Origin of the sequence: Tatumella sp. UCD-D_suzukii, from assembly GCF_000611875.2 — a bacterium.
Taxonomy (GTDB): Bacteria; Pseudomonadota; Gammaproteobacteria; order Enterobacterales; family Enterobacteriaceae; genus Tatumella; species Tatumella ptyseos.
In genome coordinates this window covers 51,283-75,025 of the sequence record NZ_JFJX01000049.1, presented here as the reverse complement: position 1 = coordinate 75,025, position 23,743 = coordinate 51,283, and the positions used below count along the sequence as shown (strand labels likewise).

General features: G+C 54.2%; 19 protein-coding genes. 11 read left to right on the top strand and 8 right to left on the bottom strand.

Features of this window, described 5'->3' with window-relative positions:
- Window positions 1-17: 17 nt before the first annotated feature.
- Window positions 18-461: a YaiI/YqxD family protein gene (locus CG67_RS08495; protein WP_025902524.1), complete on the top strand. Its 444-nt coding sequence runs from the start codon at window positions 18-20 to the stop codon at window positions 459-461.
- A 30-nt stretch (window positions 462-491) separates the two neighbouring features.
- Here CG67_RS08495 and CG67_RS08490 read toward each other — a convergent pair whose 3' ends face one another.
- Window positions 492-1,175, bottom strand: a complete 684-nt coding sequence (locus CG67_RS08490) for a DUF2076 domain-containing protein (RefSeq protein WP_025902523.1) — start codon at window positions 1,173-1,175, stop codon at window positions 492-494.
- Between the two features lie 356 nt (window positions 1,176-1,531).
- On the opposite strand from CG67_RS08490, the gene aroL reads away from it, so the two are divergent.
- Together aroL and ppnP are read left to right on the top strand one after the other, a co-directional pair.
- The gene (gene aroL, locus CG67_RS08480; RefSeq protein WP_025902521.1) at window positions 1,532-2,056 is read left to right on the top strand and encodes a shikimate kinase AroL; all 525 of its coding nucleotides are present in this window, start codon (window positions 1,532-1,534) and stop codon (window positions 2,054-2,056) included.
- A gap of 382 nt (window positions 2,057-2,438) precedes the next feature.
- Complete coding sequence (gene ppnP, locus CG67_RS08475; RefSeq protein WP_025902520.1) at window positions 2,439-2,723, top strand: pyrimidine/purine nucleoside phosphorylase; 285 nt, start codon at window positions 2,439-2,441, stop codon at window positions 2,721-2,723.
- A 45-nt stretch (window positions 2,724-2,768) separates the two neighbouring features.
- Here the strand turns inward: ppnP and rdgC are convergent, their stop codons facing one another.
- Together rdgC and eat are read right to left on the bottom strand one after the other, a co-directional pair.
- A complete protein-coding gene (gene rdgC, locus CG67_RS08470; protein WP_025902519.1) occupies window positions 2,769-3,680 on the bottom strand; it encodes a recombination-associated protein RdgC in 912 nt (303 codons plus the stop codon).
- A 208-nt stretch (window positions 3,681-3,888) separates the two neighbouring features.
- A complete protein-coding gene (eat, locus tag CG67_RS08465; RefSeq protein WP_025902518.1) occupies window positions 3,889-5,256 on the bottom strand; it encodes an ethanolamine permease in 1,368 nt (455 codons plus the stop codon).
- A 265-nt stretch (window positions 5,257-5,521) separates the two neighbouring features.
- Here eat and CG67_RS08460 point away from each other — a divergent pair, with 265 nt between their 5' ends.
- Both CG67_RS08460 and CG67_RS08455 read left to right on the top strand, forming a co-directional pair.
- Window positions 5,522-6,526, top strand: coding sequence for a phosphotransferase enzyme family protein (locus tag CG67_RS08460; RefSeq protein WP_025902517.1), 1,005 nt, complete (start codon window positions 5,522-5,524; stop codon window positions 6,524-6,526).
- Between the two features lie 151 nt (window positions 6,527-6,677).
- A complete protein-coding gene (locus CG67_RS08455) occupies window positions 6,678-7,748 on the top strand; it encodes an AraC family transcriptional regulator (protein WP_025902516.1) in 1,071 nt (356 codons plus the stop codon).
- A 41-nt stretch (window positions 7,749-7,789) separates the two neighbouring features.
- Here the strand turns inward: CG67_RS08455 and CG67_RS08450 are convergent, their stop codons facing one another.
- Window positions 7,790-11,467 carry an SbcC/MukB-like Walker B domain-containing protein gene (locus CG67_RS08450; RefSeq protein WP_025902515.1) on the bottom strand — a complete coding sequence of 1,226 codons (3,678 nt, stop codon included), beginning with the start codon at window positions 11,465-11,467 and terminating at the stop codon, window positions 7,790-7,792.
- Window positions 11,464-12,696 (bottom strand): exonuclease subunit SbcD, encoded by a 1,233-nt coding sequence (sbcD, locus tag CG67_RS08445; RefSeq protein WP_025902514.1) that lies wholly within the window; start codon window positions 12,694-12,696, stop codon window positions 11,464-11,466. The genes CG67_RS08450 and sbcD overlap by 4 nt, the downstream gene beginning before the upstream one ends.
- 193 nt (window positions 12,697-12,889) lie before the next feature.
- On the opposite strand from sbcD, the gene phoB reads away from it, so the two are divergent.
- From phoB to proY, 5 genes are all read left to right on the top strand, one after another.
- Window positions 12,890-13,579, top strand: a complete 690-nt coding sequence (phoB, locus tag CG67_RS08440; protein ID WP_025902513.1) for a phosphate response regulator transcription factor PhoB — start codon at window positions 12,890-12,892, stop codon at window positions 13,577-13,579.
- Window positions 13,580-13,593: 14 nt separating this feature from the next.
- The gene (gene phoR / locus CG67_RS08435; RefSeq protein WP_025902512.1) at window positions 13,594-14,910 is read left to right on the top strand and encodes a phosphate regulon sensor histidine kinase PhoR; all 1,317 of its coding nucleotides are present in this window, start codon (window positions 13,594-13,596) and stop codon (window positions 14,908-14,910) included.
- A 221-nt stretch (window positions 14,911-15,131) separates the two neighbouring features.
- Window positions 15,132-16,235, top strand: coding sequence for a cobalamin-independent methionine synthase II family protein (locus tag CG67_RS08430; RefSeq protein ID WP_025902511.1), 1,104 nt, complete (start codon window positions 15,132-15,134; stop codon window positions 16,233-16,235).
- 390 nt (window positions 16,236-16,625) lie between these two features.
- Entirely contained in the window at window positions 16,626-17,945 is a 1,320-nt protein-coding gene (brnQ, locus tag CG67_RS08425; protein ID WP_025902510.1) for a branched-chain amino acid transport system II carrier protein, read from the top strand.
- Window positions 17,946-18,011: 66 nt separating this feature from the next.
- On the top strand, window positions 18,012-19,382 hold the full coding sequence (gene proY / locus CG67_RS08420) for a proline-specific permease ProY (RefSeq protein ID WP_025902509.1): 1,371 nt from the start codon (window positions 18,012-18,014) through the stop codon (window positions 19,380-19,382).
- Between the two features lie 39 nt (window positions 19,383-19,421).
- Here proY and CG67_RS08415 read toward each other — a convergent pair whose 3' ends face one another.
- From CG67_RS08415 to CG67_RS08405, 3 genes are all read right to left on the bottom strand, one after another.
- Window positions 19,422-20,720 carry a mechanosensitive ion channel family protein gene (locus tag CG67_RS08415; RefSeq protein ID WP_025902508.1) on the bottom strand — a complete coding sequence of 433 codons (1,299 nt, stop codon included), beginning with the start codon at window positions 20,718-20,720 and terminating at the stop codon, window positions 19,422-19,424.
- Between the two features lie 481 nt (window positions 20,721-21,201).
- Complete coding sequence (locus tag CG67_RS08410) at window positions 21,202-21,804, bottom strand: peroxiredoxin C (protein ID WP_025902507.1); 603 nt, start codon at window positions 21,802-21,804, stop codon at window positions 21,202-21,204.
- A gap of 113 nt (window positions 21,805-21,917) precedes the next feature.
- Complete coding sequence (locus tag CG67_RS08405; protein ID WP_025902506.1) at window positions 21,918-22,499, bottom strand: ACP phosphodiesterase; 582 nt, start codon at window positions 22,497-22,499, stop codon at window positions 21,918-21,920.
- Between the two features lie 102 nt (window positions 22,500-22,601).
- On the opposite strand from CG67_RS08405, the gene queA reads away from it, so the two are divergent.
- Window positions 22,602-23,672, top strand: coding sequence for a tRNA preQ1(34) S-adenosylmethionine ribosyltransferase-isomerase QueA (gene queA / locus CG67_RS08400; RefSeq protein WP_025902505.1), 1,071 nt, complete (start codon window positions 22,602-22,604; stop codon window positions 23,670-23,672).
- Window positions 23,673-23,743 lie beyond the last annotated feature (71 nt).

Sequence of the window (23,743 nt, the reverse complement as noted above, 5' to 3'; positions counted from 1 at the left end):
CTCTTTCAGGAAAAACTATGGCTATCTGGGTAGACGCAGACGCTTGTCCTGCTGTTATTAAAGAAATACTTTATCGTGCAGCTGACAGAACGCAAACACATATTACTTTTGTTGCTAATCAGGGATTACGGATCCCCGCTTCTCCCTGGCTCCATACGTTACAGGTGGCTGCAGGGTTTGATGTGGCTGACAATGAAATTGTCCGTCGTGTTGAAGCCGGGGATTTAGTGGTGACGGCAGATATTCCTCTGGCTGCAGAGGTGCTTGAAAAAGGCGGGGCAGCACTTAATCCGCGGGGAGAACGGTATTCACCGGCAACTATCCGCGAGCGGTTGACCATGCGGGATTTTATGGAGACATTGCGGGCCAGTGGTATGGCTTCCGGCGGACCGGCGGCACTGAATCAGAAAGACCGGCAGTTATTTGCCAATGAACTGAATAAATGGTTCAGGCAGCAATAATGCTGCCTGAACGGGAGGACGGCTTAGTGTTTACAGGAAGCTGTCGTCGTCATCGTTAAAGCTATCGTCGCCCAGGAAGCTGTCAAACCCTCCGGAACTGTTGTCATCCCAGCGGTTATCATCGGCCGGGAAGGCATTGTCACCCTGATTAAAGGTATCCAGTCCCTGATCGTAGTCCGGGGTTTCCAGCGGCGGTTCGTTAATAATATTCACGATCTCTTCCGGCTGTGAATGATGGAACATGCTGGTCAGCATATCCGCCAGCACGACACCCCCGGCGACACCTGCTGCTGTTTGTAATGCTCCTCCCAGGAATCCGGTTCCGCGTGGTGCAGCGGCAGGGGCGGAAGTATAGCCCGGTTGCTGTGCCGGCTGTTGTGGTTGCGAGCCCCAGGCGGGCTGAGCCGGTGCAGCCTGGCGAGGCTGGGAATTTCCGCCGCCAAACAGTCCGGACAGAAAACCGCCACTGCTTTGCTGAGGCTGTTGCTGCTGTTTTAACTGGTTTTCCAGGCTGCTGACCTGCTCATTCAGTTTTTTCAGTGCCGCTTCCTGAATCAGGATGGCCTGAGCCATGTAATACGCGGCTGCCGGCTGATTTTGCAGATGATTTTTGATCAACTGTTCAGCGCCCGCATCACGCGGACCGGACTGGCTTTCTGCCTGTTGTAACCGGCTGAACAAGCCATCAATTATTTTTTGCTCTTCGCTCTGCATGGTGAAACCTCTCATCATCTTTTAATGCATTATCGCCGTTGATCCGGAGATAATGTTTGTGACATTCCATAGCAACCAACACAGGCCGTGGTCACGACAGATGCCTGCGTCCTGAAATTATAGCGCCGGTGCTTCGGGTTCACACCCGCGACAGCCTTATTATATATGGGGATACCTCTGCGCAAAGTAAATGAGAGCGCAGTAAAAAATATTTCAGAGGGGCTGCCAGCCCTGTCCGCGGGAGCCCCCCGGCCTGAAACCGATGTGCGGGTGGCTGTCGGCGTGAATTCCGGTTATCATGCACGGGTTTTTAATTTCAGTCACTTTGCGAATATTCCGGCGGAGGATTAGCCTTTATGTCATTACCTATTTATCTGATAGGTGCCCGGGGGTGTGGAAAAACAACGGTCGGACATCTGTTATCAAAGACATTGGGCTATGCATTCCATGATACGGACCATCATTTGCAAACATCACTGCAGTGTACGATTGCACAGATTGTTGCGGAAGAGGGATGGGAAAGCTTCAGGATGAAGGAGCGTGATTCACTGATCGCGGTGACCGCGGACTCCTCGGTGGTCGCGACCGGCGGAGGGATCATTCTGCGTCCGGAAAACTGTCAGTTTATGCGGGATAATGGCCGGGTATTCTGGCTGAGTGTGGAGCCGGACGAACTGGCAAAACGGCTGGATGCTGAACCCGAAAATGAACAACGTCCCACATTGACAGGGCGTCCTATCACCGAAGAGATGAGCGATATCCTGAAAGTCCGTAGCCCGCTGTATTCTTCAACCGCTCATCATATTATCGATGCCACTCTGCCTCCTCAGGAAGTGGTCGACCATATCCTGCAGGTATTGTCGCAGCAGCGTGCGGGATAAACGGTTGTATGCTCCGCCGGGTCTTCTGTCACCGTATTACCCGTATTTCCCGGCCGGGACATGACAGGTAATACGTTGTGACCCTGCAATGAAGACCGTTAGCAGGTAAAAAAGACCAATATTTTACAGCACTCACCGGGCGTGCATAACGCCCCCGTAGTCCGCCAGAATCTCAACATTCTCAAAACGACTGACCTGAACCTCAAAAGAGCTTAGTACAGAGTCCCCCGGGTAGCCCCTTATGTCGGTAAGTTGTCCGGCGGCGGGGCAGGCGAGGAGAGGAAAACGCTAAGCTGATGATGTGGCTGATTATTCACGTGACAAGGTGATCTGACTGCTTTTACACTGTCGGTACACCCCCGCGAACTACAGAGGAAAAGAGATGCTGAAGTCGAATGAGTATTTTGAAGGTAAAGTGAAATCTATTGGTTTTGAAAATTCGCTGTCTGGTGAAGCGAGTGTCGGGGTGATGTCTGCCGGAGAATATACTTTTGGTACCGGTAAGCCTGAAGAAATGACCGTGGTCAGCGGTGCATTGAAAGTGCTGCTGCCGGGCGAAACAGAATGGCAGTGGTTTGAGGCCGGTCAGGTCTTCAATGTCCCGGGCAGCAGTGAGTTTTATTTGCAGGTTGCGGAAGAAAGCGCTTACCTTTGCCGCTACCTGTAATTCTGTCACGGTCATGCCCTGTATCACAGGGCATGACCGTCAGTCTCAGTGCTGTGCTTCGCCGCCCAGCGCTGAAATTAATGCTTCTGTAAAGGCAGCCAGTTCGCCGGTCATCAGCGAGAAATCGGCATCAAAACGCAGCGCGAAATCTTCCCGGTCAATATCATCATTCTGTTCACGCAGGGTGTCACTGAATTTCAGGCGTTTCAGTGAACCGTCATCACAAACGATACATTGCAAACGTTCCTGCCAGTCAATGGCCAGCTTAGTCACCCGCTTACCGGCTTCAATGTGATGCGCAATTTCATCACTAACCAGTTCCTGCTGTTTACAACGGATCACACCGCCTTCTTCCAACGTGGCTTTCAGCTCAGCTTCGTCCAGCAGCGCAAATCCTGTCGGCAGGGTGCCGGAGCGAACCCATTCTGTCAGAGTCAGTTCGATTGGGGTTTCCAGAGCCAGCGGGACCACAGGTAATGACCCCAGGCTTTTACGCAGCAGGGCCAGTAAATCTTCGGCTTTTTTCGCACTGGCACTGTCGACCATAATCAGCTGATGCTGAGGGTCGATCCATAACCATGTCTGGCTGTAACGGCTGAAGGCCCGCGGGAGCAGGCTATGGATCACCTCATCTTTCAGGGCATCTTTTTCGGTTTTTTTCAGCTTACGCTGTTGTTCTGTTTCCAGATGATGGATTTTTGCTTCCAGCGCTTGTTTGATCACCGGTGCCGGCAGGATCTTCTCTTCTTTACGTGCGCAGAGCAGGATCTGACCTTGACTCACATGCAGCAGAGAATCACTCTTATCATTCAGAGGGGAGACCCAGCCGGATTTTGACTGGTCCTGGCTTCCGCAGGGGGTGAAACTGCAGGCACTGAGTTGTCGTTCCATATCGTCAACAGACAGCGGGATTTCCCGGTTCAGACGATACACCATCATATTTTTAAACCACAGCATCTTAATTCCTTAAGCCAGCATTTCCGGACAGAGGGCAGATGATACCCAATCAGGGGCCGGGTTTCAGCAACCGGGATAAGAATTAACAACAGTACCGGGCAGAGAAGGCAAAAACAGGGGCGGGAGAACGGCAGTAAGAGGTCAGCGGACGGGAAGCCCTGGGACAGAAAAACAGCAACACAGGGTATTCCCTGTGCTGCTGCAGAGGTTACTCGCGATCCATCAGTAATTCATCATGCGGGGCCTGTGCTCGCTGAGTGGTTGTCAGGCGGAAATACCCGTAACCGGCCAGCATGATGACCACAAACAGCAGGGCGATCACCGGATTGAACCAGACCATAGAGACCAGGCAAAGTACGGCCAGTACCAGCGCAATGCCCGGTACCAGCGGATACCCCGGCGCCCGGAAGCTGCGTGGCATGTCCGGTGCAGTGCGGCGTAACCGGAACAGACTCAGCATGCTCATGATGTACATGACAATGGCACCAAAAACGGCCAGGGTGATCATGGCAGCGGTCAGAGACATCCCCTGCAGGTGGATCCAGTTATCGCTGAAGATAGCCAGGATACCGATTACACCGCCGGCAAGGGTGGCACGGTACGGGGTCTGATGACGGGATAACTTTGCCAGCGCCGGGGGTAAATAGCCGGCCCGGGACAGGGCAAAGAACTGACGTGAGAAACCAAGAATAATGCCATGGAAGCTGGCAATCAGACCAAATAATCCGATCCAGACCAGCATATGCATCCAGCGCGAATGTTCCCCGACAATCATTTTCATCGCCTGAGGTAACGGATCATTAATATCTGAAAGTTTACGCCAGTCACCGGCACCGCCTGCCAGCAGCATCACCCCGATAGCCAGCACGACCAGCGTCAGAATACCGGAGATATAGGCCCGCGGGATATTTTTGCGGGGGTCTTTCGCTTCTTCAGCGGCCATGGCCGCCCCTTCAATGGCCAGGAAAAACCAGATGGCAAAGGGGATCGCCGCAAAAACACCGCTCAGCGCCTGCAGGCCAAAACCGTGGTCACCCGCCCAGCCGTGGGCGGTAAAATTCGCCATGCTGAAGCCCGGAGAGACGACGCCCATAAACACCAGCAGCTCAATCACCGCAAGGATGGTGACAATCAGTTCAAACATCGCCGCCAGTTTCACGCCGAGGATATTCAGCCCCATAAAAATGATATAAGCCCCGACCGCGGCCACCTTAGGGTCAAGCGCCGGAAACTGGATATTCAGGTAGGCTCCGATGGCCAGAGCGATCGCCGGGGGCGCAAAAACAAATTCAATCAGCGTGGCAAGCCCGGCGATCAGGCCGCCGGTTTCACCAAATGCCCGGCGACTGTAAGCAAACGGTCCCCCCGCATGCGGGATAGCGGTGGTGAGCTCGGTAAAACTGAAAATAAAGCAGCCATACATTAATGCAATCAGCAGCGTCGTGATCAGGAACCCCAGCGTCCCGGCCACGCCCCAGCCATAGCTCCAGCCAAAATACTCGCCGGATATCACCAGACCAACAGCGATCCCCCACAGGGAGAATGTGCCAAGTGTGGGTTTTAGTTTTGTTGTCATCTTAGTATCCCCATCGTGAATTAACCCTCTGCCCGGCCAGTGGCCTGCAAAATGATCTGTCACGGGCATAATGCCGCGGGCTAGCGGGTAAATACCTGACCGTACCGGTCAGAGTTTGTCGTCTGAAGTCAACTCCGGCGGGGGAAGGACTGATATTGTCGTCTGAAGCCAGGTTTTGCTATTGCGGTGTCAGGAAATACGTCGTTCACCACGGGCATGCTGGATCACAGACTGACGGACGATATTGAGTAAAGAGGGCCACGCAATGGAAGTAAAACAGAATGATCCAATGACTGAAGCACAAATTTACCGGGTGGCGCATCAGGCGCTTAGTCGTTATCCGGCCCTCTGCCAGGGGGAGTTGTCACTGATCTGCCGTTCGGAAAACGCGACCTTTTTACTGAAAACAGCGGACAGCCGTTATGCGTTACGTCTGCATCGGGCAGATTACCACCAGAAAGCCGATATCCTGAGTGAATTGCTGTGGCTGGACGCGCTGAGAGAAAGCGGAATCGAAGTCCCGGAAGCCGTCAAAGACGGTGAAGGGGAAACGGTTCAGACCGTGGTCACCGGGGAGGGCAGCATCCGTCATGTGGTTATTTTTGAATGGATGGACGGTGAAATGCCGACCACCAATGTGGACCCGGTCGCATTTCAGGCACTGGGGGAAGTGACTGCCCGCCTGCATCAGCACAGCCGTCAGTGGCAGCGTCCGGCAAGCTTTCAGCGCATTATCTGGGATCACCAGACCATGGTGGGAGATGCCGGGCACTGGGGACGCTGGCAGGATGCTCCCCGGCTGAACCGGGAGGATCATGCGCTGATCACCGGGGCCATCGGAAACATTGGTCGTAAACTGGCGGTGTACGGACAATCGGCGGATCGTTACGGCCTGATCCATGCGGATCTGCGACTGACCAACTTATTACATCATCAGGGGCAAACCCGGATCATTGATTTCGATGACTGCGGTTTTGGCTGGTATATGCATGACCTGGCAGCCGCGGTCAGTTTTTTTGAACATCATCCGCGTGCCGGTGAATGGATCGAAAACTGGCTGACCGGGTATGAAAAAATTGCACATGTCAGTGATGAGGATCTGGCGGTGCTGCCTGATCTGCTGATGCAGCGTCGTCTGCAACTCAGTGCCTGGATGGGTTCACATGCCGGAACCGACATGGCAAAAAGCCTGGAGGATCAGTGGTCGGCAGACACGGTTCGCCTGTGCCGCCGCTATCTGGAAACCGATCGCTGGCCCGTCGGGGCGTGACCCTCTTTTGCACCGTGGCAGTGCCCGCTGTTGGTGCACTGTTGCTCCTGTCAGCTGACCCCGGGATTGTCACAGAACTGACATAGAGGGTGGTACGGATTTTGCATTACATTAGCCTATGTGTTTAATGCAGGTAAATTCCGGGACAGGTATGAACAGTACAATGACTCTCTTAACCACAGCATCTCAGTCTATGGCCGGTCTCTCGTCCGGTAACCGGGGTGTTCTGGCAGCGGCAGCGACCGGATTGAGTGATTTTATCAGCAGTCAGGGGGGCGACAGTGATCGCATCTTCGGGCTGAGTGGTGTCGACCCGGAACTGCTGGGCAGCCCGACCCTGAGTCTGGGGCTGGCAAATTACTGTCGTGTACTGGAGGAAGCAGCCAGGCACTCTTCCACCCGTAATTTCGGCCTGCATTATGGTCGTCAGTTTAAGCCGCAGTCACTGGGGTTGATTGGCTACATCGGCCTCTGTTCGCCAACGCTTGAATCGGCATTACAGAATGTGGTGCAATTTTTCCCCTGCCATCAGCACGATACCCTGACCCGGATGGTCGATAAAGGGGATTACTGGCGGCTCGATTATCAGGTGCGCCACGGGGCCATTTTATCGCGTCGTCAGGATGCAGAGCTGACGATGGGGATGTTCATGAACCTGATCCGTCACTCAGCCGGTCAGCACTGGGCTCCCCGTGAAGTCCATTTTGAACACTCCCGCCCGGAAAACTGGCACGAACACTGTAAAATTTTTGATGCCCCCGTCTACTTTGATCAACCCTACAATTCTCTGCTGATTAGCCGTCGCGAACTGCAGCGGGCGATGCCGGATAATGATCCTATGCTGCTGATGGTCGTGAAAGATGCCCTGCAGCGCCTGAATACCACCCGTGAAAGTCAGGGGCTGATCGGTAAGGTCAGAGCCTGTATTCATCTGTTGCTGAGCAATGGCGAACCGACCCTGGAACAGGTGGCAGAGAATATGGGGTTATCTGAATGGACCTTACAGCGTCGCTTACGTGAACAGGATGTCAGTTTCTCGCGTCTGCTGGATGCGGTACGCAGTGAACTGGCGGCTCATTATCTGAAACAGCAATCCTTGTCCGTTTCTGCGATGGCGATGCTGCTGGGGTACTCTGAAGTCAGTGCCTTCTCCCGGGCCTGCCGCCGCTGGTATGGCATCAGCCCCCGCCAGTGGCGTCAGCAGGAGAACCCGCAGGCCTGACCCCGGCCATGCGGTAACGCAGAATGGCCGGCGGCCTGGCCTCAGGGCTGCGGCAGTTCGAGTTTGCTGTAACCGAGGCCATTATTTTTGATGACCCGGATTTGTAACGGGATCCGTTCTTTCATGGCGTCAACATGGCTGATCACACCGATGGTTTTACCGCTGGCGTTCAGGCTATCCAGCGCATCGAGTGCCACGTCGAGTGTTTCCGCATCCAGCGTGCCAAAGCCTTCATCGAGGAAGAGTGACTCAATCCGGTTCTTCTCGCTCACCAGGTCGGATAACGCCAGCGCCAGCGCCAGGCTGACCAGGAAACTTTCCCCGCCGGATAATGTACGTGTATCCCGGCAATTGTCCGCCTGCCAGCGATCAATGACCGCCAGTTCCAGAGTGTCATCCGACTGACGCTGCAACAGATAGCGCCCGTGAAGACGCGCCAGTTGCTGGTTGGCCAGCCAGACCAGATGATCCAGCGTCAGACCCTGGGCAAACCGGCGGAACCGATCCCCGCTGGCCGATCCGATCAGATGGTTAAGATGATCCCAGTCAGCCAGCAGCCTCTGTTGCTGACTGATCTTTTCGATCAACTGCTGTTGTTGCTGACGGTAGCGATCATCGGCCTGAAGCTGTTCACGTAGTGCTCCCTGCTGGCCGATAGTTTCATTCAGGCGCTGTTTCAGGGTGACGGTTATTTCTGCCAGTACGTTGCTCTCGTCCGGAATGCCCTCCGGCCGCTGTTGCAGATGTTGCTGCAGGCTCTCATGCATCTGTTTTAACAGGATCCCGGTCTGGTCGCTGGCCTGTTCCAGTTCCTGCAATTGCCGGCGCAGGGAAGTGGCGGCCTCTTCGTCCAGCAGGGCAGCAGTAAAAGCATCGCTGTCGCTGAAGCCCTGTTTCTGCAGGGCATCGGTAAACTGCAATTCGTCGTTCTGCCGCTGTTCTGCCAGCTGGCGATATTGTTGCTCCTGCTGGCGATGCTGACCATCCTGCAGGCTGAGTTCACGCTGCAACGCATGGGATTTTTCCAGGAGATCCTGCTGCTGTTGCTGAAGTTGTGTCAACTCTCGCTGCATGGACTGCCGTGCCTCATTGACGTCTTTATCCGCAAATAAGCTGTGGCGTTTCTCCCGCAAGGCTGACAGCTGTCCGCGTTGTTGTGTGACAGTCTGTTCTGTTTGCGCGCTCACCGTCATCTGCCGCTGGAGATCCTGCTGCATTCTTTCCAGCGAAGTCGTCAGACGGATCTGTTCCGGTTCCGTATCGCGAAGCTGTTGTTCATTGTGTTGCCACTTTTTCCAGAGCTCCTGCTGCGTGTTCAGCCACGCGTCTGCCGCCTGAATTTCTTCCGGCAGCGACAGTGCGTAGCGGGAGATCTCTTCCCGTAATGAGGACAGCAATCGTTCAGCCTGTTCTGTTGTCTGCCGGTAATTTTTACTGCTCTCTTCAACGGCGGCCTGACGGGTATTTTGCTGTTCCGTCATCAATGCGGTTTGTTGCTGGTGGTGCTGTAATCGGTCACGGCTTTGGTAGTAGTGTTCCCGGGCCTGCTGACAGGCCAGGGCTGCCTGTTCCCGCAGCTGTAACTGGTGACGGACCTGCTGTTCCCTGGCTTCTGTCTCCTGCAGATAGTGTTGCAGCAGCGGCATTTCAGTGAGCTTCAGCGTCAGTCCTTCAGCCAGGCACAGCGATTGCCATTGTGCTTCTGACTCCGCAAGTGCAGCGGTCAGGGTGGTGATCTCCTCCGTCATTTGCCCGTACTGCTGGCGGGCCTGGGCGAGTTGCTCTTTACGCCGGACGCCTTGTTCCTGCAGTTCAGCCACCCGCTTTTCCTGCGCCAGTTTCAGTTGCTGATTTTCGGCGGGCTGTAGTTGTTTATATTCCGTGACCGACGGATGTTCACAGGAGCCGCACAGCGGGCAGGGATGTCCGGCCTCGAGGGTCTCCCGCAATGCGGCAAGATCGGTGATCCTCGCATCCAGTTCACACAGGGTGATCAGCGCCTGGAGTTGTTTGCGCTCAGTCTGGAACAGCTCGCGAAACTGTGTCAGCGACTGTTCATCGGCAGCTATCTTTTGTTGCAGCGCGGCGACCTGTGGTTGCAGCTTATTCAACTGGTGATGTAACGGCTCAGATTTTGTGGCCAGCAGCAGCAGTTGCTGCTGGCGGGCACGTCGGGACTGCGCATTCTCCAGCGTCTGACGCAGCGCATCGCGGGTATGCTCGTTTTCCAGAGACTGCTGCTGTTGCGTCAGACGTTCGAGATCGGTGGCGGCAGCGGATTCTGCCTGCTGCAGGGGCGGCAGAGTATTATGCAGGCCGGTCAGCACAAGGGCCTGCTGGCTGAGTTCCTGCTGTTGCTTCGTCATCTGCTCATGCAGCGTCCTGGCAGTCAGTGCATGCTGTTGCCATTGACTCAGCCGCTCGCGCCACAGGGGCAGGGCAGGGCCCCACTCTGCCAGGCCTGCATGTTGCTGGTGCCAGTTCAGCCAGTGTTCCCGCTGGCTGTTCAGTTGTTGCAGTTGCTGTTCTGTCTGAGTGATCTGCTGACGGGTCTCCGCCTGTTGCTGTTGTTGCTCTTTAAGCTGTTGCAGAGACCGGTTCAGTTGTTGTTCTTCGCTGGCAAGCGTGTGATCCAGCGGGATCACCTGTTCACTGAGCAGGGTTTCCAGTTGCTGTTGCTGCATCTGTTGCCGGCGATAGTCTTGATCAGCAGACTGCCATCGTTCGTGCGCTTGCCGGTGTGCGGTCTCCGTTTGTTTGAGACGTTCGGCCGCAAGAGTCTGTTGGGTGAACAGTTCCTGCTGCGACTGACGGCGGCCCTGTAATTGCTGCCACAGCGGTCTGATTTTTTCCGCCGGCTCACTGCATTGCAGACGCAGACGCCAGGGTTCTGCCTGTTCCAGACGCTCGCGGGTCTCCTGATGCGCCAGTTCACGTTGCCGGTGCTGGTCTTTCAGTTGCCGGGTCTGGTTCAGCCAGAGTAAGGCCTGTTCATGGCGGGTGAGTTCCTGCTGCAGTTGTTGTTCTGTGGTTTGCAGTTCCTGCTGTTGGTGCAGGATCTGCTGGCGGGCAGCGTCATCCAGCAAGACGACCCCTGACAACCCGGCCCGCAGTGTCTCCAGTTGCTGCCGTAAGGCTTTATGTTGTTCAAATACACTGCGGGAGATCTGCCCGTAGATTTCGGTGCCGGTCAGTTCTTCCAGCAGTTCAGCCCGCTCGCCCGGAGGCGCATTCAGGAAAGCCGCGAACTGCCCCTGCGAGAGCATCATCGACCGGGTAAATCGCTGAAAATTGAGTCCGGAGAGCTGTTCGGTGTAGCGCAGCTTATCCTGGAGTTTATCTGCAACAATCACATTATCCGCACAGCGGGCCAGTTCCGCCCGGGGCGGTTGCAGTTTTCCGTCCGGCTGGTTGCGGGCACGGTTCTGGCTCCAGAATGCCCGCCAGGCCTCACCGCGAATTTCAAATTCAACTTCGGCAAGACAATCACTGCAGCCACGGCTCATCAGTGCATTCTGCGATTGGCTGATGTTCGTCAGCCTGGGGGTCTGGTGATAAAGCGCCAGGCAGATAGCATCCAGCAGCGTGGTTTTACCTGCACCGGTATCCCCGGTAATGGCAAACAGCCCGTTACCGGCAAAGGGTTCACGCCGGAAATCAATAAACCATTCCCCGCGCAGTGCATTCAGGTTCTTAAACCGTAATGTCAGTATTTTCATTCATTCTCCGTGCCGGCATCCCGGACCAGTTCCAGGGTCTGAAGAAACAGGGTCAGGAGTCGCTGCTGCTCTTCTTCCGGTAACGCTTCTTCGCGGCTCAGACGACGCAGGAACACTTCTTCTGCGGTCAGTTCGTTCAGGGTTTCATTCGTTTCGCGGGCAATACCGGTTGTTGTGCTGTTTCGGCTGCGCCGTAACAGCAGCACTTCCGCCGGGCGGCCCTCAATCAGTGCCTCCACCCGTTGCTGCAGATCACTGAGGTACTCCTGCTGCGTGACTTCTATATCCAGCCAGACCGGTGGGGCCCCGGCAAGCGGTGTCAGTAAGTCCAGTTGTTGTTCAATTTCTGCCAGTGATCCTTTCAGGGTCTTCAGTGGCTGAACGCAGGGGATCGGTAACTGTGTGATCACCGGGGCGGATTGCGGGCTGAACTCCACCAGACACACGCTTTTTTCTGTGGAAGACTCATCAAAACTCAGTGCGATGGGCGAGCCGCTGTAACGGATATGAGGCTGCCCCCCCACCTGTTGCGGGCGGTGGATATGGCCTAAGGCGATATAATCTGCGGGCGGAAAGGCGGAGGCCGGAAAGGCGTCCAGGGTACCGATATAAATATCGCGTACGGAATCGCTTTTACTGACCCCCAGGGCAGTCAGATGACCGGTCGCTATGATCGGCAGTGACGGGTCACCCAGCGTCTCGCGAAGCCGCAGGGCGGCCTGATAACAGTGCCGGTAATGGTCTGCAATGGCCTGCAGCAGATTTTGCTGTTTTTGCTGACTGTCCAGCCCGGCCTGGCTGAGCTGGATATCCCGCGGACGTAAATACGGGATAGCACATAAAATGGCGGCAGGCAGATCCTGAGCATCTTTCAGCACCACCAACTGATCTTCGCCGTCAGGGCTGGCACTGGCGATCACCCGGGTATTCAGACAGGCCAGCAGTTCCCGTGATTCGTTCAGCATCGCGACAGAGTCATGGTTTCCCGCCAGGATCACCAGCCGGCAACCGGTTTTTTGCAGCTCAACCACAAAATGATTATACATTTCCCGGGCATAACTGGGCGGGGAACCGGTATCAAAAATATCTCCGGCAACAATCAGGGCATTGACCTGATGCAGAGTGATCTGCGCGAGAAGCCAGTCGAGGAAAGCCTGATGTTCCCGCGCCCGGCTACGGGAATAAAAAAACTGGCCCAGATGCCAGTCGGAGGTATGGATAATTTTCATGATGCTCCCGAAATTGCCTGCTGCCCGTAGTATACCTGCAGACGGTGCAGGGATAAAAAAGTATCTCTGCACCGGTACCCGCCGGGGAAGCCGGCAAAAATATCCCTGACATTCCTTCATAAATCTGTCATAAAACTGTCTCATAATGTGCCGCGTATACCGGAAGAATCCGGAAATATCCTCTGGAGAAACAATGGCTAAACGCATTCTTGTCGTGGAAGATGAAGCTCCAATCCGTGAAATGTTATGTTTTGTGCTGGAGCAGAATGGTTACCATCCCATCGAAGCCGAAGATTATGACAGCGCGGTGAAGCAACTGATTGAACCCTGGCCCGATCTGATCCTGCTTGACTGGATGCTCCCGGGGGGCAGTGGTATTCAATTGATTAAATATATTAAAAAAGAAGCCATGACCCGTGATATTCCGGTGGTGATGCTGACGGCCCGCGGAGAAGAGGAAGATCGTGTCCGTGGTCTGGATGCGGGGGCTGATGACTATATTACTAAGCCTTTTTCTCCCCGGGAGCTGATTGCCAGGATCAAAGCAGTGATCCGTCGTATTTCTCCGATGGCCGATGATGAACTTATCGATATTCAGGGGCTGACATTAGACCCGACCTCTCATCGGGTGATGGCCGGCGAAACCCCGCTGGATATGGGGCCGACAGAATATAAACTCCTGCACTTTTTTATGACCCATCCCGAACGTGTTTACAGTCGTGAGCAATTACTGAATCACGTCTGGGGAACGAATGTTTACGTGGAAGACAGGACCGTGGATGTGCATATCCGCCGGTTGCGTAAAGCGCTTGAAATCAGTGGTCATGAACGTATGGTTCAGACTGTCCGCGGCACCGGTTACCGGTTTTCAGCCCGTTTCTGACAGGAGTGTGACTTTTGCTGGATAAACTTTCGTGGCGTACCCTGTTGTCAGAATTCTTTCTTGTCTGCGTTGCAGGGGGCATTGTCGGCCTGGTGAGCGGGTATCCGGGCGGGTGTCTGTTTCTGGCCGTCGCCCTTTTACTGTTCTGGCATTTCTTTCAACTGATGCGCCTGTCCCATTGGTTGTGGGTGGATAAAAGTATGACCCCCCCGACCGGTAAGGGGAGCTGGGAACCGCTGTTTCACGGTCTGTATCTGATGCAGGCACGTAACCGCCACCGTCGCCGTGAACTGCGAAGCCTGATCAAACGCTTCCGAAGTGGCGCTGAGTCGCTGCCGGATGCGCTGGTGCTGACCACCGAAGAGGGGAATATCTTCTGGTGTAACGGGCTGGCTCAGGAATATCTGGGGCTGCGCTGGCCGGAAGACAGCGGACAAAATATTCTTAATCTGCTGCGCTACCCCGAATTCAGTCGTTATTTACAGACTGCCGATTTTGAAAAACCTCTGACGCAGTTACTGAATAATGGCCGTCATATGGAGTTCAGAATTGTGCCTTATACTGAAGGCCAATGGATGATCAGTGCAAGGGATATGACGCAGATGCGCCAGCTCGAAAATATGCGCCGGCACTTTTTTGCCAATGTCAGCCATGAATTACGTACTCCGCTCACTGTGCTTCAGGGCTATCTGGAAATGATGGAAGATGACCAGATGAATGCGCCGTTGCGGATGAAAGCGGTAGGTACCATGCAGGAGCAGTCGCGGCGTATGGAGGGGCTTATCAGGCAACTGATGACCCTGACCCGGATAGAAGCTGCCCCTGCGATGAATATCCGGGAGGTCGTTGATGTACCGGGAATGCTGTCGATGCTGCAACAGGAAGCCGACAGTCTGAAACATCCGGGGCAGGTGGTCAGTTTCTCGGTGGACAGCGACCTGCGGGTGTATGGTAATGATGAACAGTTGCGCAGCGCAATTTCTAACCTGGTTTACAATGCACTCAGTCATACTCCGGAAAATACCCGCATTGATATCGTCTGGCAGCGGGATGCGCAGGGCGCGCTTTTTTCGGTGACCGATAATGGCCCGGGGATCGCCGCTGAGCATATTCCTCATCTGACCGAGCGCTTTTACCGGGTGGATAAGGCCCGTTCCCGGCAGACCGGGGGCAGTGGCCTGGGCCTGGCGATTGTGAAGCATGCGCTGGGGCATCATGGCAGCCGGTTATCGGTTTCCAGTATTCCCGGAAAGGCGACCTGCTTTAGTTTTCAGCTTGCCTCCCGTCTGATTGTCGGCAAAGAAAGCCGTACTGATATATCGACGTCCTGATGACTTCCCCGGGGCGCGGTGTCTGCGTCCCGTCTCTTCTGTCATGTTCTCTCCGGGAAAATGAACTTTCCTGAAGTCACCAATGAAAAAAATTCATCTATACTGAAATTTCATCAATTGATGAGGAATTTTCCTCATGTCATGCTACAGAAAGACATTTAGCCGTCCGGATGGCTTTTTACTACCAGTGGCCGGAACGGTAGCGGACCCGGAGAATAACAATGCAAAGAGAACACGCCCCATTTCGTGCAGAGACTGTTGGTAGTTTTTTACGCCCTGAATCCATTAAACAGGCTCGTTCAGAATTTGCGAACGGTACACTGGGCGCAGAAGAACTCAGAGAAATTGAAAATGCCGCCATCCTTGATGTGGTGGAGAAACAACGGGCAGCCGGTTTACAGGTCGTCACCGATGGTGAGTTTCGTCGTGCCTGGTGGCATTTTGACTTTTTTGAAGGGCTGGAAGGGGTAGAACCCTTTGAAGCCGCCCACGGTATTCAGTTCAACGGAGTAGAAACCAAAGCCCGGGGCGTCCGTGTGACCGGGAAACTGGGGTTCAAAGACCATCCGATGCTGGAAGATTTCCGTTATCTGCAGAGTATTGCCGGTGATGCCGTGGCTAAAATGACCATCCCCAGCCCGAGCGTGCTGCATTTCCGTGGTGGCCGGGAATATATCGACGAAACGGTCTACCCGGATCTGAATGACTATTTTGATGATCTGGCTGCCACATGGCGCGAGGCGATCCATGCCTTTTACCAGGCCGGATGCCGTTATCTGCAACTCGATGATACGGTCTGGGCCTATTTATGTTCCGAAGACCAGAAAGCGCAGGTCCGTGCCCGTGGTGATGACCCGGAAGCGCTGGCGGAAACGTACGCCAGAGTCCTGAACCAGGCGCTGATTGGTAAACCCTCTGATCTCACCGTCGGATTGCATGTCTGTCGCGGAAATTTCCGTTCGACCTGGATTTCTGAAGGGGGTTATGAGCCGGTGGCCGAAGTTTTGTTTGGCCAGGTGAATGTCGATGCCTTCTTCCTGGAATATGACAATGAGCGTTCAGGAGGGTTTGAACCGCTGCGTTTTATCCGCCCCGGACACCAGCAGGCGGTGCTCGGTCTGATCACCACCAAAAACGGCACCCCGGAAGATCCTGCACAGGTGAAAGCCCGTATTGCAGAAGCTGCGCAATTTCTCAGTATTGAACAACTCTGCCTCAGTCCGCAGTGCGGTTTTGCTTCCACCGAAGAAGGGAATAGCATCACTGAAGACGAGCAATGGCAGAAAATCCGCAGTGTGGTGGCGATTGCCGGAGAAGTCTGGTAGCCCCGGAAAGTCTCTGCCGGAAAGGCGCGGGTTCCGCGCCTTTTCTTTGCCTGTCATATGAAAAATGTATATATCCTTATGCTCAGTTCAAATAATAAACACATCATCCCCGCCTGCTTGCTGTAAAAACCGTTATATTCACTGCCTTTCTGAGTAAATATGGCATTTCCTACTGGTTTGGCGATCCGTTATTGCCTTTCATCGCTATAAAAGTTTTACTTATGACCGTTATCATCAAATCCTCTGGTGAAAAATAATAAACTGAATATTTCGCTGCTTTCAGTCCGGCGCCCGGCAGGGCGTCAGTATCAGGTGAAAAATTATTCGTGGATGGATGATAACCAAACCCAACTTCCTGCTTCTGTCAGCACATGATGTGCAGAGTGATTTATGACTAAACAATTAACGACTAAAGATATCCTTGCGCTGGGCTTTATGACTTTTGCCCTGTTTGTTGGCGCCGGCAATATAATCTTCCCGCCGATGGTAGGTGTTCAGGCCGGAGAACATGTCTGGACGGCTGCCGGTGGTTTCCTTATTACTGCCGTCGGACTACCGGTGCTGACGGTCATTGCCCTGGCTCGTGTGGGGGGCGGTATTGATGCCCTCAGCTCGCCTATCGGGAAAGTGGCGGGCCTGGTGCTGGCGACAGTCTGTTACCTCGCTGTCGGTCCACTGTTTGCGACACCGCGTACCGCGACTGTCTCTTTTGAAATCGGAATTGCGCCGCTGGCCGGTGACGGGGCAATGCCTTTATTCATTTACAGCCTGATCTATTTTGCGCTGGTCATTCTGATTTCTCTCTATCCGGGGAAACTGCTGGATACCGTAGGGCACTTTCTGGCGCCGCTGAAAATTGTGGCACTGGCTATCCTGGGTGTGGCGGCGATGCTCTGGCCGGCGGGCGGTGAAATCCCGGCAGTCGATGTCTATCAGACGGCAGCATTTTCGAACGGTTTTGTTAACGGTTACCTGACCATGGATACGCTTGGCGCACTGGTCTTCGGTATTGTTATCGTCAATGCGGCACGTTCACGCGGCATTGAAGAAGCCGGTCTGCTGACCCGCTATACCATGCTGGCAGGAATTATTGCCGGTATCGGCCTGACGCTGGTCTATCTGGCGCTGTTCCGTCTCGGGTCCGGCAGTGGTCACCTGGTGCCGGCTGGCGCTAACGGTGCGACTATCCTGCATGCGTATGTGCAACATACCTTCGGCGGGGCAGGCAGCCTGTTCCTGGGCGCCTTAATCTTTGTTGCCTGTATGGTCACTGCGGTCGGACTGACCTGTGCCTGTGCTGAGTTTTTTGCACAGCTACTGCCGCTTTCCTATCGTGCGCTGGTCTTTATTCTGGGCGGCTTTTCAATGCTGGTCTCTAACCTGGGACTGAGCCATCTGATCCAGTTATCTATTCCGGTACTGACCGCCATTTACCCGCCGTGCATTGTGCTGGTGGTACTGAGCTTCACTCTGCGCTGGTGGAACCGCAGCTCGCGGATTATTGCACCGGCAATGCTGGTCAGCCTGATTTTTGGTGCCATCGATGCGATTAAAGGCAGCGAATTTAAAGACTTGTTACCGGGATTCTGTCAGAATCTGCCGCTGGCCGATCAGGGACTGTCATGGCTGCCACCGACACTCGTCATCCTGGTGGTTTGTGTGGTCATTGACCGGATTAAAGGGAGTTATCCGGCAAAAGTACATCAGTAAACCGGAATACTGAAGTATAAACCACGGGCCTGCCCGTGGTTTTCTTTTTTACAGGTACAGGTCGTTATGCAAAAAACAAATACACTGCGTCGGGGGCTCAGCACCAGACATATCAGGTTTATGGCATTGGGTTCCGCTATCGGAACCGGGTTATTTTATGGCTCGGCGGATGCTATCCGTATGGCGGGACCGAGTGTTCTGCTGGCCTATATTATCGGTGGTGCTGTCGCCTATATTATTATGCGCGCACTGGGGGAGATGTCGGTAAATAATCCGAATGCCGGTTCCTTTTCCCGTTATGCCAGGGATTACCTTGGCCCGATGGCGGGGTATATTACGGGCTGGACTTACTGCTTTGAAATTCTGATCGTCGCCATCGCCGATGTCACCGCCTTCGGAGTGTATATGGGCGTGTGGTTCCCGGAGGTGCCTCACTGGATATGGGTACTCAGTGTGGTGCTGATCATCGGTGCCATCAATATGATGAGCGTAAAGGTGTTCGGTGAGCTTGAGTTCTGGTTCTCCTTCTTCAAAGTCGCCACCATTGTTCTGATGATCCTGGCAGGCCTGGGTATCATTATTTGGGGAATAGGTAACGGCGGTCATCCGACCGGTATCAGTAACCTGTGGAGCCATGGCGGTTTCTTTGCACACGGACTCACCGGAATGCTGCTGTCTTTACAGATGGTGATGTTTGCTTACGGCGGGATTGAGATTATCGGGATCACCGCCGGTGAAGCGGACAAACCGGAAAACACGATCCCCAAAGCTATCAACTCCGTTCCCTGGCGTATTCTGGTATTTTACGTCGGTACGCTGTTTGTCATTATGTCCATCTATCCGTGGGATCAGGTAGGGACCAATGGCAGTCCGTTTGTCCTGACCTTCCAGCACCTGGGAGTCGCCGCCGCCGCCGCGGTACTGAACTTTGTGGTGATCACCGCCTCGCTATCGGCGATTAACAGCGATATCTTCGGGGTCGGTCGTATGCTGCATGGCATGGCTGAACAGGGGGATGCGCCTAAGATGTTTACCGCGGTCTCTAAACGCGGTACCCCATGGCTGACGGTGGTGGTGATGATGGTCGCTCTGCTGATTGCCGTATTGCTGAACTACCTGATGCCGGAAAAAGTCTTCCTGGTCATTGCCTCGCTGGCAACCTTTGCCACGGTCTGGGTCTGGATCATGATTTTGCTGGCGCAGATTGGTTTCCGTAAGAAACTGGGCGCGGAAGGTCGCAGCCAGATCAAGTTCCCGTTACCGGGGGGCTCAGTGATGTCTGTTATCGGGATCCTGTTCCTGGTGTTTATTATAGCGCTGATTGGTTACTTCCCGGATACCCGGCTGTCACTTTATGCCGGAGCGATTTGGGTGGTATTACTGCTGTTAAGTTATCGTCTGTTTAAGAAGAAAAATAACGTCTCTTCACAAGGCTAATCAGCCCGCCGGACCGGGGTTTCCCGGTCCGGCCGTCAGTTAATGCGCTGAGGTCTCCCCGGCAGGGGGACGTGCTGTGGCAACCGCACCGGCTAACCCTCCTCCCAAAGCCCGCATATCACTTCCCGTCGGATGCTGAAATACCTGCAGACTGAACGCCGGAAGTGCGGCATAAATATAATCGAAAATATCACTCTGAATATTCTCGTATTCACCCCAGACGGTTGTATTAGTAAAGGCATAAATCTGAATCGGTAGCCCGCTGTCTGTCGGTGCCAGTTGGCGGACCATCAGGGTCATATCCTGACGGATCCGCGGATGATTACGCAGCCAGGTTTCCAGCCAGATCCGGAAGGTTCCCACATTTGTCAGGGCCCGGTAATTGAGGGCAGAGTCACTGCCTTCGGCATTTTTCTTATTCCACTCGGTGACTTCCTGGCGCTTTTGGTTCATATAGGGCACCAGAAAATGCGCCTGACTGAGCTGTTCAGCTTCCTGCTCTGAAAGAAAATGGATACTGGTCGCATCGATATTCAGGCTGCGCATGATCCGGCGGCCGCCGGACTCTGACATGCCACGCCAGTTCTTAAAGGAATCTGAAATCAGCGCATAGGCGGGGATGGTCACGATAGTGTTATCAAAGTTCTGAACCTTCACGGTGGTCAGGTTGATATCTATAACGGAACCGTTAGCACCGTACTTTGGCATATCCAGCCAGTCATTCAGCTTCAGCATATCATTGGCGGCAAGCTGGATCCCTGCAACCAGGCCGAGGATAGGATCTTTGAAGACCAGCATCAGGACTGCGGTCATTGCGCCCAGTCCGGTCAGTAACACTCCCGGAGATTTCCCGAGCAGCACGGAAATCATCAGAATGCTGATAAGGATAGCGGCGACCAGCTTAACACTTTGCAGAATGCCCCTCAGCGGGAGTTGCCGGGCCAGCATGCTGCGGGCAGTGACCGACTGCACCACATCCAGCAGTGAAAACCCGATCAGCAAGGTGAACAGGATCATCCAAAGCTGAACCGCCGTCATTAATGTGCTGAACAGCGCCGAGTTGCTGTCCAGGCAGCCCTGGATCAGCAGTTGAAATAAAATTCCCTGTAACAGCCAGGCGACACGGTGAAACAGCTTATGGCGCAGTAACGCCTTTGGCCACTGGTACGGGCTTGCTTCCGCACGTCGCTTGAACATCGGCAACATCAATTTATGCAGCAGAAGATGTATGACCAGTGAAATAAACACGATGGCGACCAGTACCGCGACGACCGACAATGCATTGGTGTAATGTGTCAGGCCCAGTGACTGCAGCCATTCGATGATTTGCTGTTGCATAAAGCTCCCTGCGTTAATGATCTCAACTATATTAGCTTAAGGCTTTCAGCAGGGGAGTGCGAATGACAAACAAAAATTGGGGCCGCTAATACAAATCTTTACCTACAGGCGGCCCTGACCTGCGATGCGGCCCAGGAGATAACGTCAGGCCATCCCTATCGGGTGATAGCCCTGCCACTGAGGCGGGGTAAGTTTCCCCTGCGTATCACCACCGGATACAGATATCTGCCATTAACGGACTCAGGCGGTAGGCAGTGATCAGGGATACAGTTTCGCCGGGCCCGGGGCACAGGAGTTCCCCTCAGAACACCATAAGCGTCGGCGGTGACAAATAGATTGCGTCTGAATTGTGCCGATCGGCAGCAAAGCGATAATAAGCGGCGGGCAAAACGGAGGTTATTACCGGCAGAGGCTGGCAGAGGATAAGGCAGGGGAGAGCAAAAAAATAACCCGCCGCAGCGGGTTATTTCAGCAAGGTAACTTACAGCTTGCCGGCGTTTGCGGTCAGGTATTTCGCAACACCTTCCGGAGACGCGCCCATACCTTCCTGGCCTTTTTCCCACTGTGCAGGGCAGACTTCGCCGTGCTCTTCGTGGAACTGCAGCGCATCAACCATACGCAGCATTTCGTCAACGTTACGGCCCAGTGGCAGATCGTTAACCACCTGGTGACGAACCACACCGTCTTTGTCGATCAGGAAAGAGCCACGCAGAGCAACGCCTGCATCCGGATGTTCGATGCCATACGCCTGCTGAATTTCACGTTTAATGTCAGCAACCATCGCATATTTCACCGGACCAATACCGCCATCATTGATAGGGGTGTTACGCCATGCGTTATGGACGAACTCGGAGTCGAAAGAAACACCAACGACTTCCACACCGCGTTTTTCAAACTCAGCATAACGCTTATCAAAAGCGATTAATTCTGAAGGACATACAAAAGTGAAGTCCATTGGCCAGAAAAACAGGACGGCAGGTTTACCTGCAATGTGTTTTTTAAAGTTGAAATTCTCAACAATTTCACCATTGCCCAGTACGGCTGCTGCCGTGAAGTCAGGGGCCTGACGGGTAACCAGTACCATAATCACTCCAATCGGTTAAGGGATTAACAACAACACACCACAGAAGCATGTCATTTTCTGTAGATTATCATCGTTTCATTTGCTGACAAGAGTATGACAGCCGAAACGTGCTTTTACAGCCTTTTTTCTGTTGCAAGTTGCATAAGGCGCGGATAAAAAACAGAAAATAACGCATCCAGTGCTGAATAATTCTCCACAAAATCCTGATAAGAATGACGTAACTGGTCGAGTTTCGGGCGACGGTTCGCCATGCCGTTCAGCACCAGCTCCAGCCGTTCCGGCTGACCGTATTTTTCCAGCCAGCGTTCCGGCCACATCAGTTGGTTGAGTTTGCGAAAAGAGTCAGGCGTATCAGGCAGAAACGGGCGGATTTGCCGTTCGGCCTGCCGGCAAAAGGTACTTAGCGGGGTTGCCGGACAGTAATGATCCCAATGGCGGGCCAGAAAATGGTCCCAGATGACATCCAGGGTTATCGGGGCGACACGGCGGGTCTCCTCCCGGAAGAGCAGGCGGGCAGCACGGACTTCCGGTAACGCATCGGTCAGGCTATCCAGCCGGCGATGCAGACGGATACCTTCAGCGGTGGCGCTATCCCATTGGGTGTCCGGATCACCGCGGACAAAGTCGGCCATCAGGTTCCCGAGCAGCGAGCTTTCGGCCAGTGTGGCCAGGTGCAGATGTGCAAGAAAATTCATAGGGTATTATAGGCCGAACTCCGACCTGACAGCCAGAGGTTCAGTAATCCCGGCTTTTCCGTTACACTATGCCGCCTGATTTTTTGCCCGGAATATTCCGCCATGCGCGTTGCTGATTTTAATTTTGAACTGCCTGAGTCACTGATTGCCCATTACCCGCGGGCAGAACGAAGCAGCTGCCGCCTGCTGTCCCTCGACGGCCCGACAGGCGAGCTCACCCACGGGGTGTTTACCGATGTGCTGGAAAAACTGCATGCCGGTGATTTACTGGTGTTCAACAACACCCGGGTGATCCCGGCCAGAGTCTTCGGACGCAAAGCCAGTGGCGGTAAGATAGAGATGCTGGTCGAGCGGGTGCTGGATGAGCACCGGGTGCTGGCCCATGTTCGTGCTTCAAAAGCGCCGAAGCCTGGCAGCGACTTGCTGTTAGGCGATGACGAAAGTGTGAAAGCCACCATGGTGGCCCGGCATGACACTTTATTCGAGATTGCTTTTGACGATGAACGTACCGTCCTGGAGATCCTGAATCAGGTCGGGCATATGCCCTTGCCGCCTTATATTGACCGCCCGGATGAAGAGTCTGATCGTGAACTCTACCAGACGGTCTACAGTGCCCGTCCCGGCGCCGTGGCAGCACCGACCGCTGGTCTGCATTTTGATGATGGTCTGCTGGAGGCTCTGCGCGCGAAAGGCGTTGAAATGGCGTTTGTCACCCTGCATGTGGGTGCCGGTACGTTCCAGCCGGTACGGGTGGACAGTATTGAAGACCACATAATGCACTCGGAATATGCCGAAGTCCCTCAGGACGTGGTGGATGCTGTGCTGGCCTGTAAAGCCCGTGGCAATAAAGTGGTCGCCGTCGGAACGACCTCTGTGCGTTCTCTGGAGAGCGCCGCGCAGGCCGCCGGAGAGAGCCTGATCGCGCCGTTTTTTGATGATACGCAGATATTTATTTATCCGGGATATCAATATCAGGTGATTGATGCTTTGATCACCAACTTCCACCTGCCTGAATCCACGCTTATCATGCTGGTCTCCGCGTTTGCCGGTTACCGGAATACGATGCAGGCATATCAGCAGGCGGTCGCAGAGCAATACCGTTTCTTTAGTTACGGTGATGCGATGTTTATTACTAAAAATCCTCAGGCGGCTGAACAGCAGGTCGGGGAATAAAATGGCTGGCGTTTTCCGTCCGGAAACCGCCGCTGCTCAGATGTTTAACTCTTAACATCAGACTGTTTCTC

Bases quoted from the DNA above. Each gene is read 5' to 3' on its own strand.
- CG67_RS08495 (WP_025902524.1), top strand. From the start codon at position 18: ATGGCTATCTGGGTAGACGCAGACGCTTGTCCTGCTGTTATTAAAGAA.
- CG67_RS08490 (WP_025902523.1), bottom strand. From the start codon at position 1,175: ATGCAGAGCGAAGAGCAAAAAATAATTGATGGCTTGTTCAGCCGGTTA.
- aroL (WP_025902521.1), top strand. From the start codon at position 1,532: ATGTCATTACCTATTTATCTGATAGGTGCCCGGGGGTGTGGAAAAACA.
- ppnP (WP_025902520.1), top strand. From the start codon at position 2,439: ATGCTGAAGTCGAATGAGTATTTTGAAGGTAAAGTGAAATCTATTGGT.
- rdgC (WP_025902519.1), bottom strand. From the start codon at position 3,680: ATGCTGTGGTTTAAAAATATGATGGTGTATCGTCTGAACCGGGAAATC.
- eat (WP_025902518.1), bottom strand. From the start codon at position 5,256: ATGACAACAAAACTAAAACCCACACTTGGCACATTCTCCCTGTGGGGG.
- CG67_RS08460 (WP_025902517.1), top strand. From the start codon at position 5,522: ATGGAAGTAAAACAGAATGATCCAATGACTGAAGCACAAATTTACCGG.
- CG67_RS08455 (WP_025902516.1), top strand. From the start codon at position 6,678: ATGAACAGTACAATGACTCTCTTAACCACAGCATCTCAGTCTATGGCC.
- CG67_RS08450 (WP_025902515.1), bottom strand. From the start codon at position 11,467: ATGAAAATACTGACATTACGGTTTAAGAACCTGAATGCACTGCGCGGG.
- sbcD (WP_025902514.1), bottom strand. From the start codon at position 12,696: ATGAAAATTATCCATACCTCCGACTGGCATCTGGGCCAGTTTTTTTAT.
- phoB (WP_025902513.1), top strand. From the start codon at position 12,890: ATGGCTAAACGCATTCTTGTCGTGGAAGATGAAGCTCCAATCCGTGAA.
- CG67_RS08430 (WP_025902511.1), top strand. From the start codon at position 15,132: ATGCAAAGAGAACACGCCCCATTTCGTGCAGAGACTGTTGGTAGTTTT.
- brnQ (WP_025902510.1), top strand. From the start codon at position 16,626: ATGACTAAACAATTAACGACTAAAGATATCCTTGCGCTGGGCTTTATG.
- proY (WP_025902509.1), top strand. From the start codon at position 18,012: ATGCAAAAAACAAATACACTGCGTCGGGGGCTCAGCACCAGACATATC.
- CG67_RS08415 (WP_025902508.1), bottom strand. From the start codon at position 20,720: ATGCAACAGCAAATCATCGAATGGCTGCAGTCACTGGGCCTGACACAT.
- CG67_RS08410 (WP_025902507.1), bottom strand. From the start codon at position 21,804: ATGGTACTGGTTACCCGTCAGGCCCCTGACTTCACGGCAGCAGCCGTA.
- CG67_RS08405 (WP_025902506.1), bottom strand. From the start codon at position 22,499: ATGAATTTTCTTGCACATCTGCACCTGGCCACACTGGCCGAAAGCTCG.
- queA (WP_025902505.1), top strand. From the start codon at position 22,602: ATGCGCGTTGCTGATTTTAATTTTGAACTGCCTGAGTCACTGATTGCC.